Annotated in this window: 13 protein-coding genes; 7 read left to right on the top strand and 6 right to left on the bottom strand. The window is 28.9% G+C overall.

What is annotated here, in order from left to right:
- Positions 1-65 precede the first annotated feature (65 nt).
- Complete coding sequence (radC, locus tag AAC008_RS10900; protein ID WP_339889329.1) at positions 66-749, bottom strand: DNA repair protein RadC; 684 nt, start codon at positions 747-749, stop codon at positions 66-68.
- 123 nt (positions 750-872) lie between these two features.
- On the opposite strand from radC, the gene AAC008_RS10895 reads away from it, so the two are divergent.
- Positions 873-1,535, top strand: a complete 663-nt coding sequence (locus AAC008_RS10895; RefSeq protein ID WP_339889392.1) for a DUF1287 domain-containing protein — start codon at positions 873-875, stop codon at positions 1,533-1,535.
- A 47-nt stretch (positions 1,536-1,582) separates the two neighbouring features.
- Here AAC008_RS10895 and AAC008_RS10890 read toward each other — a convergent pair whose 3' ends face one another.
- Both AAC008_RS10890 and AAC008_RS10885 read right to left on the bottom strand, forming a co-directional pair.
- Positions 1,583-2,938: a Mur ligase family protein gene (locus tag AAC008_RS10890; RefSeq protein WP_339889328.1), complete on the bottom strand. Its 1,356-nt coding sequence runs from the start codon at positions 2,936-2,938 to the stop codon at positions 1,583-1,585.
- An 86-nt stretch (positions 2,939-3,024) separates the two neighbouring features.
- Entirely contained in the window at positions 3,025-3,711 is a 687-nt protein-coding gene (locus tag AAC008_RS10885) for a hypothetical protein (protein WP_339889327.1), read from the bottom strand.
- 118 nt (positions 3,712-3,829) lie between these two features.
- Between AAC008_RS10885 and AAC008_RS10880 the strand changes: the two genes are divergently transcribed.
- Positions 3,830-10,339, top strand: coding sequence for an alpha-2-macroglobulin family protein (locus tag AAC008_RS10880; protein ID WP_339889326.1), 6,510 nt, complete (start codon positions 3,830-3,832; stop codon positions 10,337-10,339).
- 67 nt (positions 10,340-10,406) lie between these two features.
- On the opposite strand, the gene obgE is transcribed toward AAC008_RS10880, so the two are convergent.
- From obgE to AAC008_RS10865, 3 genes are all read right to left on the bottom strand, one after another.
- Positions 10,407-11,417, bottom strand: a complete 1,011-nt coding sequence (obgE, locus tag AAC008_RS10875) for a GTPase ObgE (RefSeq protein WP_339889325.1) — start codon at positions 11,415-11,417, stop codon at positions 10,407-10,409.
- A gap of 93 nt (positions 11,418-11,510) precedes the next feature.
- Positions 11,511-12,788 (bottom strand): hemolysin family protein, encoded by a 1,278-nt coding sequence (locus AAC008_RS10870; protein WP_339889324.1) that lies wholly within the window; start codon positions 12,786-12,788, stop codon positions 11,511-11,513.
- Between the two features lie 71 nt (positions 12,789-12,859).
- Positions 12,860-13,978 carry an adenylate kinase gene (locus AAC008_RS10865; protein WP_339889323.1) on the bottom strand — a complete coding sequence of 373 codons (1,119 nt, stop codon included), beginning with the start codon at positions 13,976-13,978 and terminating at the stop codon, positions 12,860-12,862.
- A gap of 139 nt (positions 13,979-14,117) precedes the next feature.
- Between AAC008_RS10865 and AAC008_RS10860 the strand changes: the two genes are divergently transcribed.
- From AAC008_RS10860 to AAC008_RS10840, 5 genes are all read left to right on the top strand, one after another.
- Entirely contained in the window at positions 14,118-14,648 is a 531-nt protein-coding gene (locus AAC008_RS10860) for a hypothetical protein (protein WP_339889322.1), read from the top strand.
- 76 nt (positions 14,649-14,724) lie between these two features.
- Positions 14,725-15,882 (top strand): 5-(carboxyamino)imidazole ribonucleotide synthase, encoded by a 1,158-nt coding sequence (locus tag AAC008_RS10855; RefSeq protein WP_339889321.1) that lies wholly within the window; start codon positions 14,725-14,727, stop codon positions 15,880-15,882.
- 365 nt (positions 15,883-16,247) lie between these two features.
- Positions 16,248-16,724 (top strand): 5-(carboxyamino)imidazole ribonucleotide mutase, encoded by a 477-nt coding sequence (gene purE, locus AAC008_RS10850; RefSeq protein ID WP_339889320.1) that lies wholly within the window; start codon positions 16,248-16,250, stop codon positions 16,722-16,724.
- Between the two features lie 150 nt (positions 16,725-16,874).
- The gene (locus AAC008_RS10845; protein WP_339889319.1) at positions 16,875-18,902 is read left to right on the top strand and encodes a M3 family metallopeptidase; all 2,028 of its coding nucleotides are present in this window, start codon (positions 16,875-16,877) and stop codon (positions 18,900-18,902) included.
- Between the two features lie 61 nt (positions 18,903-18,963).
- Positions 18,964-20,154 carry a hypothetical protein gene (locus AAC008_RS10840; RefSeq protein ID WP_339889318.1) on the top strand — a complete coding sequence of 397 codons (1,191 nt, stop codon included), beginning with the start codon at positions 18,964-18,966 and terminating at the stop codon, positions 20,152-20,154.

The following is a 20,154-nucleotide window of genomic DNA, read 5'->3' as shown; positions in this document are numbered from 1 at the left end:
TTTTGAATTCTAATTTTACAAGTGGCAAGATATGAATTTGAAACGTATTAATTTCTTAAACTTTTCTAAAAAATACCTTCATCATTAAAACTATAATAACCATTTTCTGTGATGATAATATGGTCTAAAACGTTTATTTCAAGATGTCTTGAAGCTTCTTTAATTTTTTTGGTAATTTGAATATCAGCATCACTAGGCAATAATTTTCCTGAAGGATGATTGTGAGTTAGAATAATTGAGATTGCATTGTTTTCAAAAGCAGTTTTAAAAATCAAACGAACGTCTACAACTGTTCCTGTTAAACCACCTTTTGAGAGTTGTGATTTATGAATTACTTTATTGGAATTATTCAAATACAAAACCCAAAATTCTTCGTGAGGCAATTCACCAATAATGGGTTGCATGATTTCGAAAACCATTTTACTAGATGTGATTTTCTTTAATTCAACAGATTCTTCTGCTCTTCTTCGTCTTCCTAATTCTAAAGCTGCTGCGATTGAAATGGCTTTTGCTTCACCAATTCCTTTAAAACTTGTGAGTTTGTTTACCGAAATTTTTCCTAACTGATTAAGATTGTTGTTTGTTGATGCTAAAATACGTTGACATAATTGAACGGCACTCTCGTTTCGAGAACCAGAACCAATTAAAATAGCAAGTAATTCGGAGTCAGATAAGGAAGATTTTCCTTTAAGTAGAAATTTTTCACGTGGACGATCGTCTTCAGCCCATTGGTTGATTGGTGTGTACATATTTTTATTTGGCTTATATTAAAGTACAAATGAAAATAATTTTATAATAACTTCAAAATAAAAACGTTAGAATTTTTTGATTATCACACAGATTTCACAAATTTTCACAAATTAAAATAAATGATGAAGCAATTATTTCTATTAATATCAATACTATTTTCTATTTTTTCTTGCAAAGAAGAGACTAAACTAACTGAAGTGATTTCTTTAAATCAAAAGGAAATTGTTCAAGATATTAATATTAAAAATCCGAAATCTTTTGCAGAAAAATTATCAAATGCTGCTATTTCTATAATTGATGACAAAGTAGTTTATACACCAAGTTATGTTTCGATTAAATATCCAAATGGTGATGTTCCTGCAAAAACAGGTGTTTGTACAGATGTTATAATTCGTGCTTACAGAAAATTGAATATTGATTTACAAAAAGAAGTTCATGAAGACATGATATCTAATTTTTCAAAATATCCAAAAACTTGGGGCTTAACTAAAACTGACACAAATATTGATCACAGAAGAGTTCCAAATTTAGAAGTCTTTTTTGAAAGAAAAGGAGAAAAATTAAAGGTTAGCCAAAATGCTTCTGATTACAAAACGGGTGAATTAGTAACTTGGATGATTAACGGAAAATTACCTCATATAGGAATTGTAACTCATTTAAAATCTAATCCCGACGCTTCGGGAGAAAAACGAAATCTAATTGTTCACAATGTTGGTGGTGGACAAGTTTTACAAGATTGTTTGTTTAGTTATAAGATTGTTGGACATTATAAATTTGAAAATTAAACAATTTGAAGATTTGAAAATGATTTCCAAATCTTCAAATTTCCAAATTAAATCATCAACCCTTTCACTTCCTCAAAGTCCAAACCACCATAATTTCCTGAACTCATCAATAGTAAAGCAGAATTATCAAAATTTTGAGCAAATAAAAACTCTTTAAACTCTTTTGGATTCGTATAAATAATTAAATCTTCTCTTTGAAATGATTGAGCTATTTGGTCGTAAGTCACTTCTTCTAATTGTTTGATTTTTACAGCATCTGGTGAATAGAAAACTACAGCAACATCAGCAGAATCTAATGCTCCTTGATATTCTTTTAAAAATTCTGCATTCAAACTACTGTAAGTATGCAATTCTAAACAAGCCATTAATTTTCTATTTGGATATTGGTTTTTTACAGCTTTTGTAGTGGCAGAAACTTTACTTGGTGAATGTGCAAAATCTTTATAAGCTACTTTACCTTTACCTTCTGCGATTTTTTCTAAACGTTTGCTTGCACCTTTGAATGTTGCAATGGCTTCATAAAAATCAGCTTCATCAACTCCCATGTTTTGGCAAATCCATTTTGCACCAGCTAAATTATTTAAGTTATGTGCTCCAAAAACTTCAATTGGCATTGGACCTTCTGGTGTTTCTAACAAAGTTGTTCCGTCTTCAACAGTATAGCTTGGAGTTTGGTATGCTAGTCTTCTAATAGTGTTTTGTGAATCTTCCGCCACTTTTTTCACAGCTTCGTCTTCTTCATTATAAATTAGAATTCCACCTTTTGTAATTTGATTTACAAAGATTTCAAACTGTTCAACATAATTTTCAAACGTTGGAAACACATTAATATGATCCCAAGCAATTCCTGAAATCAAAGCAATATTTGGTTGATATAAATGAAATTTTGGACGTCTATCAATTGGTGAAGATAAATATTCATCACCTTCTAAAACGATAAAATCATTTTCGTGTGTTAAATGAACCATTGTGTCAAATCCTTCTAATTGTGCTCCAACCATATAATCTACTTCGATATTATGGAAATGCATCACGTGCAAAATCATAGAAGTGATTGTAGTTTTTCCGTGTGAACCACCAATTACAACTCGTGTTTTATTTTTAGATTGTTCGTATAAAAATTCAGGATAAGAATAAATTTTCAACCCTAATTCTTGTGCTTTCAACAATTCTGGATTTTCTTCTTTTGCATGCATTCCTAAAATTATAGCTTCAATATCTGAAGTGATTTTTTCTGGAAACCAACCCATTTCTTGAGGTAATAATCCTTTTTTATCTAATCTTGACTTAGATGGTTCAAAAATAGCATCATCGCTACCTGTAACTTGATATCCTTTATTGTGTAAGGCTAGAGCTAAATTGTGCATGGCTGCTCCACCAATGGCTATGAAATGTGTTCTCATTCTTTTAGGTTAAAGGGTTAGAAGGTTAATAGGTTATGAGCTTGGTCGCAAAACCTTTTAAACTCATAACCTCATAAACTTTTAACCTATTTTTCAAATTCGTTTTTTAATTGACTTGCTTTCGTTTTATTCTTCATTTTATTCAAATACAAATCATATAATTTTTCATAGGTTGTATTTGAATTTCCTATTTCGTGTGCTTTTTTATAATTGGCTTCAGCTTTTGAGTAACGTTCAAAATACACATCAATATATCCTTTTGATAAATAACCGTCAACTTTAGATAAGTTCATTAATTGGGTTGCATATTTTTGAGCTTTTGTCTCGCTTCCTCCAACAATTCCGGGTAATTCGATATATAACATTACTAATGCCCAACGTGTATCAATGTGTTTTTCGTCTAATTTTGCTGCTGTAAGAAAAGCATTTTCAATATCATCAATCATTCCTAATGCTTTGAATTTATTGACACTTTTAGCTTTCATACCCATTGCACCACCATATTTGTAATGAAAATTTGCAGTAGATGGAAATTTGTCTTTTAATTTTTTATAATTTGAAATAGCTTCATCCCATTTTTTTTCTTTTCCAGCAATATCTCCTAAATATTCAATGGATTTTGAATGACTTGGATTTGCATTTAAATAGTCTTCAAATAGTTTTTTTGCATCAGAAAGTTTATTTTCTGAATACAATTTTTCTGCTCTATCAAAACTTGATTGAGCGATCATAACTGTAGAAAATAATAAAAAAAATAATAGTTTAATTTTCATTGCTTTAAATTATGCTCAAAAATAGTGAAATGATTTTGGTTATTATTTATAAAAAAAATATTTATCCTTATTTCCAACCTTTTTTGTATTTTTCATCTCTATAGTATAAAACACACTTATGTTTAAAAAAATATACCTCGTAATTTTATTTTTAAGTTTAAATTTTGGATTCAGTCAAAATTTTGATTCAAATTGGAAAAAAGTCTATCAATATGAATTAGATGGAAAAATAGAATCTGCTCAAAAAGAAGTTGAATCTATTTATAAAAAGGCAAAACGAAAAAAAGATGATGTAACGATTGTTAAATGTTTTTTCTATTTGTCAAAATTTGAACAAGTTTTTGATGAAGATGCTCAATCAACAATAATTTCAAATCTTAGAAAAGAAATTAAAGAGGCTTCAAAAGAAAACAAAGCCATTCTTAATTATATCTATGCTAAAATTCTAACGGATTATTACAATAACAAAAGATATCTTATAGGTAAACGAACAAATCTTGAAAACAATTTAAGTACTAACTTTTTAACATGGACGAGTGAAGATTTTGATGAAGAAATTAATTTTGCTTTCGAAAATTCTTTAGAAAACAGAAAAGTTTTAATGAACATTTACATAGATGACCTTAAAGAAATTTTTGAAACGTCTCCCTATTCAAATAATAAAGAAATTAGTGTTTACGCATTTTTATTAGAAAAATATTCTGACCATATTTTAAAAAAAGTAAGCCAATGGGATTACAAAAATCAATTAGATACAAATAAATTCAATGATACAGGATTATATGATTACAATCTATCAAGTTATTATGACTTGAACAAAATTGAACATCCTGAAGTAAAAAAAGTAATAGAACTTTACGTTTCACAAGAACAATATTATCGTATTAACAAGAACGATAATGTAAGGGACATCTATTATATTGAAAGAATAAAATTTCTTTATCGTCTTAAAAAAAGCGTTTTATATTTTGACAATATTAAACAACTAGAAGACAGAACCCAAAACGAATATTTAAAACAAGATTTACGTTTAGCGAGAGCTAATTTTTATTATTCTCAAACTCATAAAAGTTCAAAAGAAATTTTACATCATAATACTTTAGCATTAATAGACACAATACTAAATGCTAAAGCAAATCTCATTACTCTTTCAAATGCTGAAAAATTAAAAAACTTAATAATTGGTAAATCACTAAGCATTGAAATTAAAAATAAAATATATTCTAACGAAAATACTAGAGCTTACTTAAGGTATAGGAATATTGATTCAATTACTATCAATTACTATAAGTTTCCTATTGAAGTTGAAAATAAAATAAACAGCTACGATTACCGTAAAAGAGATTCATTGTACGTTGATTATATTGCAAAAAACAAAGCTTTTAAGCGCTTTACACGAAAAATTTTAAACAAAAATGACTACTTTGAATATTCTACCGAAATTTTATTAGAAAAATTAGAAACAGGAAATTATTTACTGTTTATTGAGTCAAATAACAACTCAGACAGTAAAAACATTGCATATGCTTTTTCAAAAATTGTAGTTTCTAATATAGGCGTTCTTAAAGATAAAGATGCAGCGAATGATTTATTTTATTTTTATGATAATAAAACAGGAAAACCATTAGAGAATGTCATTGTACGTAATAATGAAGAATCAGTTATTTCAGATAAAAACGGCAAAGCAATTATAAAAAAAAGAGCGTATAACTCTAAAAACAACTACGATCGTGCAGAAATCTACTTTATTAAAGAAAATGACACTATCCTAGAAAGCTATAACAAAGGATACATCGGTACAAATGAAGACGAATATAATGACAGAAATTTCGAAGCAAAAGCAATGGTTTACTTCGATCGTGCCATATACAGACCTGGTCAAAAAGTTTTCTTTAAAGCAATTTTAATTCAGAATAAAAAAAATAAAAAAAGTGTCGTTCCCTTTGTAAGTATTCGTGTGCTTATTAATGACGCTAACGATACTGTTTTGAAAGAATATGATATTCAAACCAACGAATTTGGATCAATCTTTGGTGAATTTGAAATACCAAAAAATAGTACGACAGGAGAATTCTACATAACAATTGATGAACCAGAAGATTATGAAATTGATTCAGAATATTATGATGCAGAAAACGATGAACATGCATTTTGGGATAATGTTTCGTACAGAAATTATACTGAATTTAGATTTCATGTTGAAGAATACAAAAGACCAACATTTGAAATCAATTTTTCAAAAATTACAGAAAATTATAATGTTGGTGATACAATTAAAATAAAAGGTAATGCAAAATCTCTAGCAGGCAATAGTCTTACAAATGCAAAAGTAGTCTATGAAATTTCCAATCAAGTTTATAAAAAAAATAATGGCTATTCTAGAGATAATACTTTTAAAAGTCAAGAAATTCAAACCAATGAAAATGGGGATTTTATAGTAGAATTTATTGCGAATGATAGTGTCTTAAACTTAGATGAAATATTTAGATTAGATTATACTATAAATGTGACAATAACTGACATAAATGGCGAAACTAGAGAAGCTGAAACATTCCTAAAAGTAGGCCTTGAAACGCTTTCATTAACTTCATATATTTCAGAAGAATTAGAAATAGAAGAAAAAAACAACTTAAAAATTGAAACTACTACTTTAAATAATCATCCTATTACTGCTAAAGGTAAAATTGAAATATATTTTATCGAAAAGAATTCTTTTTTAAAAAACCGAAAATTTTCATTTCCCGAAATACAAACTATAAAAAGAGAAGAATTTAATAAACTTTTTCCGTTTGAACCTTATGACAAAACTGATACTGAAAGCAAACAAATATTAATTAAAACAATTGATTTTGACACAAAGTTAACTAATGATACAAATCTTGATTTTTTAACTAAAGAAAAGCTTGGTGATTATTATTTATTAATTTCATCAGAAGACGATAATGGAAATTTAATTAAAAACCATAAATATTTTAAATTAAAATCATCTAAATCTCCTTTTTTGAACGAACAGCTATTTTCTTATGTAGACAAAACTAAAGAAGATTCTGATTTTTTTGAGATAGAAATTCGTTCAATAATCCAAGATTTATATATTACTTCTCGATTTTATGATGACCAACTACTAGTTGAAGAGCAAACTATTCAATTAATTAATGGCAAAGGAGTATTTAAAATAAATAAAAAGAAAGAATACAATAACGATGTGAGTTTCCATTTCTCTTCTTTTTGGGAAAATGAGTATATGAGCACATTTTTTTCAATTAAAAAAGAGATAATTAATCCAAGAATTAACATTGAGATTCAAAGCTTGAAAAACAAAATAGAACCAGGCAGCGTACAAAATTGGTCTTTTAAAATTTTAAATTCGAAACTAGAAGCTGAAGTTTTGGCTAGTATGTATGATAGTTCATTAGATCAATTTGTAGAAAAGAACTGGGAAGATATTTTTCATTATAATCAATCTAATTATCCAGCTTTTCCAAGATTTTATAATGCAGACAAAGAAAATATTTATTTCAGAAATTTCAATTTCGCTTTAAAATATCCTGATCATGAAAACAAATTTAGCACAGAAATAAACACATTTGGTTTTGATTTCAATACAGTTTATAATGTATATCTAAATAAAAAATACCTTAAATCAATAAAAGGAAAAACCAATATACCTAAAAACGCAAAAATAATTACAGGTAATGTATCTGATGAATTAGGAGCTTTAGCTGGTGCAACAGTTGTTGTAAAAGGTACGATAAGAGGAATAACGACAGATTTTGATGGTAATTTTGAAATAGAAGCAAAAGCAGGTGAAGTTTTAGAAGTTTCTTTTGCAGGAAAAAAGAAAAACACATTTATAATTGGTAGTAAAAGACAATATGATGTTATTCTACAAGAAGGCTTTGTGGGTGATGAAATAGTGTTAACTGGCATTATTGGTGTTTCTAGAAAGGTAGATGCAGTAACTTCATCCTACCAAATAATAAAACATGAAGAAATTAATCAAGCTGCAAATGAAAATGCTGTTCAAGCCTTAGCAGGAAAAGTTTCTGGTTTACAGATAAATACAACTTCAGATGGAAAGACTACATCAATTGTTTTAAGAGGAAATCGATCTGTCTCAGGTAATAATGAAGCTTTAATAATAATTGATGGAACCATAAGCACAGCTAACCATTTACAAACATTAAATTCAAATTTAATCTTAGAAATGAGAGTTATAAAAAGTGCCGAAGGAGCAGCTTTGTATGGTGACAAAGGTGCAAATGGCGTAATTGTAGTTACTACTAAAAAAGGTTTTGAAGGACTTTCGAATGTAAAAACGAGAACCAATTTTAAGGAGACGGCTTTCTTTTATCCCAATTTAAAAACAGATAAAGATGGTAAAGTTTCATTCACTTTCACTACACCAGAATCTTTAACAAGATGGAATTTTAGACTTTATGCTCATAACAAAAAAGCTGAAACAGGTTATTTTCAAACGGATATTATTTCTCAAAAAGATGTCATGATCCAAACCAACATGCCAAGATTTGTGCGTGAAAAAGATGAAATTAAAATCAGTGCAAAAGTCGTAAACATGACTTCAGAAATTAAAATCGGAATTGCCATGTTACAATTATATGATGCAACAACCAACACTGTTATTGATGAAATTTGTTCAAATAAAGAAAACATTAAAAACTTTTCATGCAAAGCAAAAGAAAGCGTTCCAGTAGAGTGGATTATTAAAATCCCAGAAGGATTACAGGGTTTGCAATATAAAATCGTAGCAAAATCTGGTAATTTTTCTGATGGTGAAGAAAATATTTTGCCTGTTCTTTCTAATAAAATTTTGTTGACAGAAAGTATTCCAATTTGGGTGAAAGGTGAAACTAAAAAAGAGTATGAATTTCTTAATCTTAAAAACAATTCGTCTAAAACATTAAAAAATCATTTGTTTACTTTAGAATATACATCAAATCCAACTTGGTTGGCCTTGCAATCGCTTCCTTATTTAATGGAATATGAACATGAATGTGCTGAACAAACTTTTTCTAAATATTATGCAAATTATATTGCTACTCAAATTATTGACAGTAACCCAAAAGTGGCTTCTCTATTTGAAACTTGGAAAAAAGAAGGAAATTCGACTACAAAATTAAACATGAATGACGAGTTAAAATCAATTGTTTTAGCTGAAACTCCTTGGTTATTAGATGCACAAAATGAAGAATCAAAAAACAATAGACTTGCGCTTTTAATGGATTTAAGCACCATGAAAGAATCGATGGAATCTACTTTGAAAAAGTTGAAAGAAAAACAGAATCCTTCTGGTGCTTTTTCTTGGTTTGATGGTGGAGAAGATAATCTTTACATTACGCAACATATTGTAAAAGGCTTGGGTCATTTAGGCAAACTTTTTCCTGAAAAGGATTCAATTTACAAGAGTGTTTCAGAAAAAGCAATTCCTTATCTAGATCAAAAGTATATCAGTAATAGTTCGTTGAAAAATCAGAGAATCAATTATTATACTTATTCTAATTTACATTATTTATATGCTAGAAGTTTTTATGTTGAAAAGCAACCTGTTTCTGAAAAAATAGATTCCATAATCAACATTCAAAAAATAGAATTTAAAAAAGATTGGCTGACTTATAGTTTATATTCTAAAGCATTATTAGCTTTAACAATGAATAGATTTGGAGATAAAGCTTTCGCGAAAAAAATATTAACAAGCTTAAAAGAAACTGCTGCCAGAAATGAAGACAATGGAATGTATTGGATAGAAAATACCAACGGTTACTATTGGTATCAATCTTCTATAGAAACGCAAGCTATGCTTATTGAAGCTTTTTCTGAAATTGAAAATGACGATAAAATTGTTGATGAATTAAAAGTTTGGTTGTTAAAAAATAAGCAAGTCAATAAATGGTCTACAACTAAATCAACAACAGAAGCTGTTTATGCATTATTACTTCAAGGAAGTGATTGGACTTCTTTAAAAGACAACACAAAGTTTACCATTGGAAATGAAAAAATATTTACTAAAAAACTATCTGAAAAAGATAAAGAAGCCGAAACTGGTTATATAAAACTGAATTGGAAAGCAGATGAAATTACCAAAGAAATGGGAACAATTAAAGTTGATAATAAATCTAAAGTTCCTGGTTATGGTGGTGTTTATTGGCAATATTTTGAGAATTTAGAAAACATCAAAACAGATAGCACTAAAACGTTATACATTACTAAAACACTTTATAAGAAAGTTAAAACAACAAAAGGAAATGAACTAATAGATCTGAATAAAGAGACTTTAAAAACTGGAGATTTAATTACTATTCGTTTAGTTTTAAAAACCGAAAATGATTTAGAATTTGTGCATTTAAAAGATTTAAGAGCTTCATGTTTTGAACCTATTGATGTGATTTCTAGTTATGAAAGAAGAGACAATTTATCTTATTATAAAAGCACAAAAGATGTAGCAACACATTTCTTTTTTGACAATATCAACAAAGGAACTTATGTTTTAGAATATGATGTTAGAATAAACAACTCAGGAAATTTTAATGATGGAATCGCAACTTTACAAAGTATGTATGCCCCTGAATTTTCAGCACATTCAACAAATACAACAATTAAAGTTGATTAATTTGAGTTACAAAAAAAGGCTTTCTAAATATAGAAAGCCTTTTTTGTTCTTATTGTTAATTTGAGTCTTACTCTATCTCAACATTTAACATTTTCCATAATTTATCTTTCAACTCACCTAAACCAACGTTAGTGATTGAAGAAATAAACATATAAGGAGTTCCTTTAAATTCTTTATCTAATTGAGCTTTTAATTCAGTTTTTAACTCTTCATCAAGCATATCTGATTTTGAAATTACAACTAATCTGTCTTTATCTAACATTTCAGGATTGTATCTTCTTAATTCATCTAATAAAATTTCGTATTCTTTTTTAATATCATCAGCATCAGCTGGAACTAAAAATAACAAAGTCGAATTTCGTTCAATATGTCTCAAGAAATAATGCCCTAAACCTTTTCCTTCAGCTGCACCTTCAATAATTCCAGGAATATCTGCTATTACAAAGGATTGAAATTCTTTATAAGCAACGATTCCTAAATTAGGTTTTAAAGTTGTGAATGGATAATCTGCGATTTTTGGTTTTGCAGAGGTTAATACTGATAATAAAGTCGATTTTCCAGCATTTGGAAATCCTACTAAACCTACATCAGCTAAAACTTTTAATTCTAAAATGATATCAACTTCTTCGGTTGGCATTCCTGGCTGAGCATATCTTGGCGTTTGATTCACTGAATTTCTAAAATTCCAGTTTCCTAAACCACCTTTTCCTCCTTTTGCCAATATTTTTGTTTCATCGTGTTCTGTAATTTCAAATAAAACATCACCTGTTTCTTTGTCTTTTACAATCGTACCTAATGGAACTTCAATATATTTATCACCACCATCAGAACCAGAACTTCTTGAACTTCCTCCATCACCACCATGACCTGCTTTTACGTGACGCAAAAATTTTAGACTAAATAAGGTCCAAAGATTTTTATTTCCTCTTACATAAACATGTCCACCACGACCACCATCACCACCATCTGGGCCACCTTTTTCAATAAATTTTTCTCTATGTAAATGCGAAGAACCCTTTCCTCCTTTTCCTGAAGAAACATATATTTTTACGTAGTCGACGAAATTTCCTTCTGTCATTGTATTATTCTAAGTTGTAAGTTGAAGGTTTTTAATTCTTTCAACTTGTTATTTATTTTTGCAAAGGTATGATTTATTACTTAAACTGAAGTTTTATTCTTCTTTGATATTATTGACTAAAATTTTATCAATTTTTACTCCATCCATATCAATGACTTCAAATTCTAATTTATTCCAAATTAACTTCTGTCCTTGTTTCGGAATTGCACCTAATTCAGTAATAATTAAACCGCTAACCGTTGTAACTTCATAGTCAGATAAATAATCATCCATTTCAAAATAGGTTAGAAAGTCATGTAGTGAATAATGTCCATCTACTAACCAAGAACCATCTTCTCTTTCCGTTAATTTAAAATCTTCTTGATAAAAATCAGAAGCATCACCAACTAAGGCCTCTAAAATATCATTTAAAGTAATCATTCCTTGAAAAACTCCATGTTCATCAGTAACCAATGCATAATGAATTTTTGAAGTCTTAAAATGCTCTAAAGCCTTGTAAGCTAACGTATATTCAATAAAATAAATGGCTTCATTGGTGATTTTTTTTAAATCAAATGACTCACTTTCAAAACTTGAAAACAATTCTTTTAGGGAAACTATTCCGATAACATTATCTAAATTATTCTTACAAACAGGGTAAAAAGAATGCAAATCTTCAAGAACTTTTGCTTTTATTTCTTCAACTGTATCTTCATATGACAAATAAACTACTGCATTTCTATGAGTCATAAGAGAATTAACTTTTCTATCTCCTATATGAAAAACACGTTCAACAATATCTTGTTCGATTTCCTGAACTTCACCACCTTCTGTTCCTTCTTTTATTATGGCTTTGATTTCTTCTTCCGTAACTTTTCCGTCAGCTGAAGGTTTTATTTGTAATATTTTTAATAAAAATTCCGTTGAAATCGTCAACAACCAAATAAATGGCATCGTTATTTTTGACATATATTTCATAGGAATAGCTAAAGCTTTTGCAATTCCTTCTGGATGATTCAAACCAATTCGTTTGGGCAACAATTCGCCTAAAACTAAGGAAAAAAAAGTTAAAATTATTACAACTATAGCAACAGCAATTGAATCTGCATAAGGTTGTAGTACTTCAAACGAAATAACAAAATTTTTAACATCTGTAGTGATTTTATCTCCAGAAAAAATACCTGTTAGAATTCCGATTAAAGTAATTCCGATTTGAACGGTTGATAAAAATTTGTTGGGAGAATTAGCTAATTCTAAAGCAGCTTTTGCTTTTATATTTCCTTTTTTGGCAGCTGTTTCTAAACGATTTTTTCTAGCAGAAATTAAAGCAATTTCAGACATTGAAAAAACGCCATTTAATAAAATTAAAAATAATATAATAAGAATTTCCATAAGTAAAAGGTTATAAAAAAAGAGCTATTTAAATGAATAGCTCTTTAATAATTACAAATATCTAAAAAAAATTACAAAGTGTCTATAACCTTACTCAATCTTTCTGTTACTTCAGCAATACTTCCAATTCCATCAACAGATTTAAATTTATATTGTGCCTTATAATAATCCATTAATGGAGCCGTTTTTTGATTGTACTCATCATAACGATTTCTGATTTTTTCCTCATCTTGATCGTCTGGTCTTCCTGAAGTTTTTCCTCTTTCTAACAAACGTTGTACTAAAATATTATCATCCGCTTCCAAAGCAACTGTTGCCGTAATTTTTTGATTTTTTGAACTTAAAAAAGTATCTAATGCTTCTGCTTGAGCAATGGTTCTTGGAAATCCATCAAATAAAAATCCTTTTGCTTCTGGATTTTTTTCAACTTCACTTTGCAACATTTTGATTGTAACTTCATCAGGAACTAAGTCACCTTTATCCATAAAAGTTTTAGCTAACTTTCCTAATTCTGTATCATTCTTGATATTATATCTAAAAATATCTCCGGTTGAAAGATGTACTAAACTATATTTTTCTTTTAAAAAATCGGCTTGAGTTCCTTTTCCTGCTCCAGGTTTTCCGAATAAAACTATATTAATCATTTCTGTTTGTGTGTTTTCTATGGCTAATTGATATACGTCTGGTAAATTTCTTCCTAATCCATCATAATCTAAACCAAATCCTACGATGAATTTATTCGGAATTCTAATTCCGATATAATCTAATTTAATGTCTTTTTTATAAGCTTCAGGTTTAAAAAATAAGGTTGCGATTTTTAAATGCTTTACTTTTTTATCTTTTAAAATTCTTTTTAATTCTTCAATTGTGTTTCCAGTATCAACTATATCTTCAACAATTACAACCGTTTTTCCTTCTAAATCTTCGTTTAAACCGATTAATTGTTTTACTTCATTTGTTGTTTCTGTTCCTTCATAAGAAGCTAGTTTTACAAAACTTACTTCGCACATTCCTCTATAATATTTCATTAAATCTGAAATAACTTTAAAAGAACCATTCAAAACTCCAATAAAAACAGGAACTTCGTCAAAAAAATCATCATCCATTTGTTTTGCCATATTTTGAATTGCAAAATCTATTTCGTCTGATGAAATAAAAGGTGTAAAATGTTTATCGTGTAATTGTATCATTGTGTAGTTGTTCCGATATAAATCGGTTTTGTTGTTTGTAATTAAAAATAAACAACAAATTTACTAAACATGAAAGGATTACGAATAAAGTATTTCAACTTTTTTACAAATTTGATATATTTACAGCATGATTACAGAAATGTTTAACAAAATTGACCAAAGTACCGCTCACAAAAAAAGTAGAATTACAGTGAGTAATTTTGCTATGAAAAGCGATGATAATTTAGCTGAATTAATCAATATTGCATTTGATATTTCGCATAAAAATCACGTTAAAGCCTTTTGGTCGTTAGAACTTGTTTGTAATAAAAAATTAAAACTACTAATTCCATACATAGATGAATTTTGTGAAGTTTTATCTAAATTAAAAGATGATTCAGCAGTTCGACCAGCAACAAAAATCTGCATGTTTTTAGCAAAAAGCAATCACAGGAAAAACGGAATTGAATTGTCAAAAGACCAAGAACACACTATTATTGAAAATTTAGTAGATCGTTTAATTCAAAATGAAAAAGTAGCCGCAAAGGTTTATTCCATGAAAGCTTTATTCGTTTTTGGAAAAAAATATAATTGGATTTACGAAGAGTTAAAGCCTATTATAACACAAGATGCATTTGAACATTCTGCAGCTTATCAATCTTGTGCGCGTAATATTTTGAAGAAAATTTAAGTTTTTGTCATTTCTGAATTTGATTTTTTAGCATTTAGAAAATGGAATTTATATCTTTGCTCAAACACAACTACAAATGAATTATTTCTCTTCTGATTTTAAATTAGGAATCCTAGGTGGTGGTCAATTAGGCAAGATGCTTTTGGCTGACACCAGAAAATTTGACATCCAAACTTTAGTGCTTGATCCAAGCGAAGAAGCACCATCGCAATTTGGCTGCAATGCTTTCTACAAAGGAAGTTTAATGGATTTTGATACGGTTTATCAATTTGGAAAAATGGTTAATTTATTGACTATCGAAATTGAAAACGTAAACCTTGACGCTTTAGATAAACTGGAAGAAGAAGGTTTAGCAGTTTTTCCGTCTCCAAAAACCTTGCGTTTGATTCAAAACAAAGGAAAACAGAAAGATTTTTATGTCGAAAAAAACATTCCTACTTCAAAACATTTGCGTTTTGTAGGTTTAAATGATTTAAAACAATCTTTAGAAAAAGACGAATTAGAGTTTCCTTTTGTATGGAAATGTGCTCAATTTGGTTATGATGGAAATGGTGTAAAAGTTTGTCGCTCTGCTATAGATTTAATCAATCTTCCAGATGTGGAATGTATTGCTGAAGACATGATTCCGTTTAAAAATGAATTAGCCGTGATTGTTGTTCGTTCCTTTTCAGGTGAAGTGAAAACTTATCCTGTTGTGGAAATGGAATTTCATCCTGAAGCTAATCAGGTTGAATATGTAATTTGTCCTGCTAGAATTGATGAAAAAGTTGCTCAAAAAGCAATTGATGTTGCCTTGAAGGTTTCTGAAAACTTTAATCACGTTGGTTTATTAGCGGTTGAAATGTTTCAAACGGAAAATGATGAAATTTTAGTAAACGAAGTCGCACCAAGACCACATAATTCTGGACATTACTCAATAGAAGCAAGTTACACTTCACAATTTGAAAATCATTTAAGAGCTATTTTAAATCTTCCTTTAGGAAATACAGCAAGTAAAGTTGCTGGAATTATGGTAAATTTGGTTGGAGAAGAAGGTTTTGAAGGTCAAGTTGTGTATGAAAACATAGAAAAAATAATGGCAATTGATGGTGTAACGCCTCATATTTACGGAAAAAGACAAACAAGACCTTTTAGAAAAATGGGTCACGTTACAATTGTAAACGAAGATATGGTTGAAGCTAGAAAGATTGCTGAGGAAGTTAAGAATTCGATTAGAGTAATCAGTGTTCAGTAAAACAGATTTCAGTGTTCAGTGTTCAGTGTTCAGAATATGTAATTAATTGATGGTAAAAAAGTTTTTCAAAATTAGCTTTTATAGTTTTATCACTTTTTGTGTGATGAATTTTTTGTCATTATTTTATTCAATAATTTTCAATAAATTACAAGGAAGTTTTCCAAATTATAATTTTGGTTTTCCTTTTGACTTCTATTATCAATTTGAAGTAAGAAGTTTTGGAAATTGTTATGAATTACAGCACGGAACAAATATTAATAATTTATCATATGATATTTTAATATTCTGGATAATCGTTTTTATATATTTTCAATGGAAATCAATAAATTTTAAAAAAACTACAAACAATAAACAACATACATAAAATGAAAGTAGCAGTAATAATGGGAAGTATTTCAGATATGCCAGTGATGAAAGATGCCATCGATATTTTAAAAGGATTTGATATAGAAGTAGAAGTAGATATTGTTTCTGCTCATAGAACTCCAGAAAAATTATATGATTTTAGTAAAAATGCTCATACTCGTGGAATTTCAGTAATTATTGCTGGTGCTGGTGGTGCAGCGCATTTACCTGGAATGGTTGCTTCAATGTCGCCACTTCCTGTAATTGGTGTTCCTGTAAAATCGAGTAATTCTATTGATGGATGGGATTCTGTTTTGTCAATTTTACAAATGCCTGGTGGTGTTCCTGTAGCAACAGTTGCTTTGAATGGTGCAAAAAATGCTGGAATTCTAGCAGCACAAATTATTGGAACTTCTGATAAATGTGTTTTAGACAAAATTATTTTCTATAAAGAAAGCCTAAAAGAAGCTGTAATTAAGTCTTCTGAATCTTTATAAAATAAAAAAGCTCCATCGCTGGAGCTATTAAAAATCAATTTGCTATTTCGTTATAAAATTAAAAAAATTGCTTGGGGCAAAAAGGATTTTAACTATTAAATAACATTTCATCGGTAAAAATATACACTTTATCGATAATAAAAAAATAATATGACACTTTTTTTAAAAAAATTCAACACAAAATATACTTCATCTCCATTTTCTCAAATAAAAATGGAAGATTACGAACCAGCTTTTAATGAGACTATTAAAGCAGCAAAAGAAGAAATCAATTCTATTATAAATAATTCTGAAAAAGCCACTTTTGAAAACACAATCGAAGCTTTAGATTTCTCAGGTGATGCTTTAGATAGATTATCATCGATATTTTTTAATCTAAATTCGGCTGAAACTTCTGAAGAAATGCAAAAAATTGCTCAAGAAGTTTCTCCTTTACTAACTGAATTCAGCAATGACATTACCTTAAACGAAGATTTGTTTAAACGTGTAAAAACTGTTTATGACCAAAAAGATAATCTGACTTTAACTACTGAACAAGCAACATTATTAGATAAAAAATATAAAGGTTTTGCTCGAAATGGTGCTTTACTTTCAGAAGATAAAAAAACTCGTTTACGAGAAATTGACACTCAATTAGCAAAACTAAAACTAACTTTTGGAGAAAATGTTTTAGCAGAAACCAACAATTATCAATTACATATTACTAACGAAAAAGATTTAAGCGGTTTACCCGAAGGAACTATCGAAGCTGCAAGAATTTTAGCAAAAAGTAAGGAATTAGAAGGTTGGATTTTTACCTTAGATTATCCAAGTTATATTCCATTTTTGACTTATGCTGATAATCGTGAATTGCGAAAAGAATTAGCTATTGCTGCCGGAAAAAAAGCGTTTCAAGACAATAAATTCAACAATGAAGAAAATGCCTTAAATATTGCAAAATTACGTTTTGAAAGAGCAAATTTACTAGGCTACAAAACACATTCTCATTTTGTTTTAGAAGAACGAATGGCTCAAAATCCGGATAAAGTAAAATCGTTTTTAAATGATTTATTGGAAAAAGCAAAACCTGCAGCCGAAAGAGAATTTGCAGAACTAACCGCTTTCGCAAAAGAATTTGACGGAATTGATCATTTAGAAAAATGGGATGGATCTTATTATTCTGAAAAATTGAAACAAAAATTATTCAGTTTAGATGATGAAAAATTAAAGCCTTATTTCCAATTAGAAAATGTTTTAAACGGAGCATTTACTATTGCTAAAAAATTATTTGGTTTAACATTTACTGAAATTTTTGATGTAGACAAATATCACAAAGATGTAACAACTTATGAAGTAAAAGATGAATTTGGAGAATTAGTAGCATTATTCTATGCTGATTTTTTCCCAAGAAAAGGAAAACGAAATGGTGCTTGGATGACTTCATTCAAAAATCAAAGTATTAGAAATGGTGTTAACGAAAGACCTCATATTTCTAACGTTTGTAATTTCACTCCGCCAACTGAAAGCAAACCTTCACTTCTAACTTTTAATGAAGTTACTACTTTATTTCACGAATTTGGACATGGTTTACACGGAATGTTAGCCAACACAGTTTATCCAAGTATTTCTGGAACATCGGTTTTTTGGGATTTTGTGGAATTACCAAGTCAGTTTATGGAGAACTTTTGTTACGAACCAAAAGCTTTGGCTTTGTTTGCTAAACATTATAAAACAGGAGAAATTATTCCTCAAGAATATGTTGAAAAAATCAAAGAAAGTGCAAGTTTTCAAGAAGGAATGGCTACAATGCGACAAATTAGTTTTGGACTTTTAGATATGTCTTATCATTCAAATGATCCAAAAGATATTACCAACATAAAAGCGTTTGAAGAAGCTACTTTTGAAAACACAAAACTTTATCCAGATGTTGCCGAAAATTGTATGAGTGTTTCCTTCTCACATATTTTTCAAGGTGGTTATTCTTCTGGATATTATAGTTACAAATGGGCAGAAGTTTTGGATGCTGATGCTTTTGCTTATTTTCAAGAAAAAGGAATTTTTGATAAAGAAGTTGCCGCAAAATTCAAAGAAAACATACTTTCTAAAGGTGGAACAGAATTACCAATGGAATTATATAAAAAATTCAGAGGACAAGAACCTAAGCCAGAAGCATTGTTGAAACGTGCTGGGTTGATATAGAAAATATGTTTTTTAAAATAAACTATATAATTACATATATTTGTAACTTAAAATATACACAATGACTTTTGCAGGTAAAGGAAATAGAAGACCACAATTAGATATCAATATAGAATTAATTCAAGTTGATCAAGAAAATCCTCGTTTAGTTCCTTATTTAGAAAATCCTGAAGAAGCTTCTCAGTTAGATTTAATTTCTGTACTTTATGAAAATTTTGATACTGAAGCTGTCGCTTTATCTTTAGTTGAAAACGGTTATTTTGATGAAGAACCAATAGTTGTAGTTCCAAATAAAATTCCTTCAACATTTGTTTTCGCTGATTATCCAAATCCTGATAAATTAGCTCAAGCATTAAAAGGGTTGATAGACAATAATACAATAAACTTTACTGTAGTTGAAGGAAATAGAAGAACGTCTGCAATAAAACTAATAACAGATTTAAGTCTCAGGAAACAATTAGGTATAGATCGATTTTATCCAAAGACTGATGACCAACTCAAAATATCAGATATATCAAACATTCCTTGTATAATTTATGAAAAAAGAGAGGATGTTTCATCTTATCTTGGCGTCAGACATATAGCTGGATTACTCAAATGGGAAGCTTTTGCACAAGCTGCATATACTGCAAGCGTAATAGAACAGGAACTAAAAAAAGGTCATTCAATTGCAGAATCTATAAAACAAGTTCAAAAAGTTGTAGGTGATAGATCAGATAAATTAAGAAAGCAATACATAACTTATAAATTATTTTTAGAAGCCAAGGATAACCTAAATTTTAATGTGCGCCCTATTATAAATTCTTTTTCCTTACTTACTGTTGCATATAATTCAGCTTCTATAAGAGAGTATTTAGGTGTTGAAGCTTATTCAAAAGTAGACTTAGACTCTGAATTAATTACTTCAGAAAAATCAGATAATTTTAAAAATGTTTTGACTTGGATATATGGCAATTTAGATACTAGCGAACAACCCGTTTTAACAGACTCTAGAAAAATCACAAATACTTTAAGCCATGTTGTCAAAAAAGAGGAGTCCATTGAATATTTATTAAAGTACAGAGATCTTGATGGTGCTTATGAAAGAACAAATGGTGAAAGAGAATATCTTTCAAAGAAATTAACTGATGCAAGTAGAGCTATGCAAGAATCCTTAAAATTCGCTTTCAGGCATAAAAATGATGATGAACTTATAAAACAAGTCACTGAATTAGAAGAATTGATTGTAGCATTAAAATCAAATTTATTATAG

Source organism: uncultured Flavobacterium sp. (assembly GCF_963975515.1).
In the GTDB taxonomy this organism is placed as follows: domain Bacteria; phylum Bacteroidota; class Bacteroidia; order Flavobacteriales; family Flavobacteriaceae; genus Flavobacterium.
This window is presented reverse-complemented; position numbering and strand designations above follow the sequence as displayed.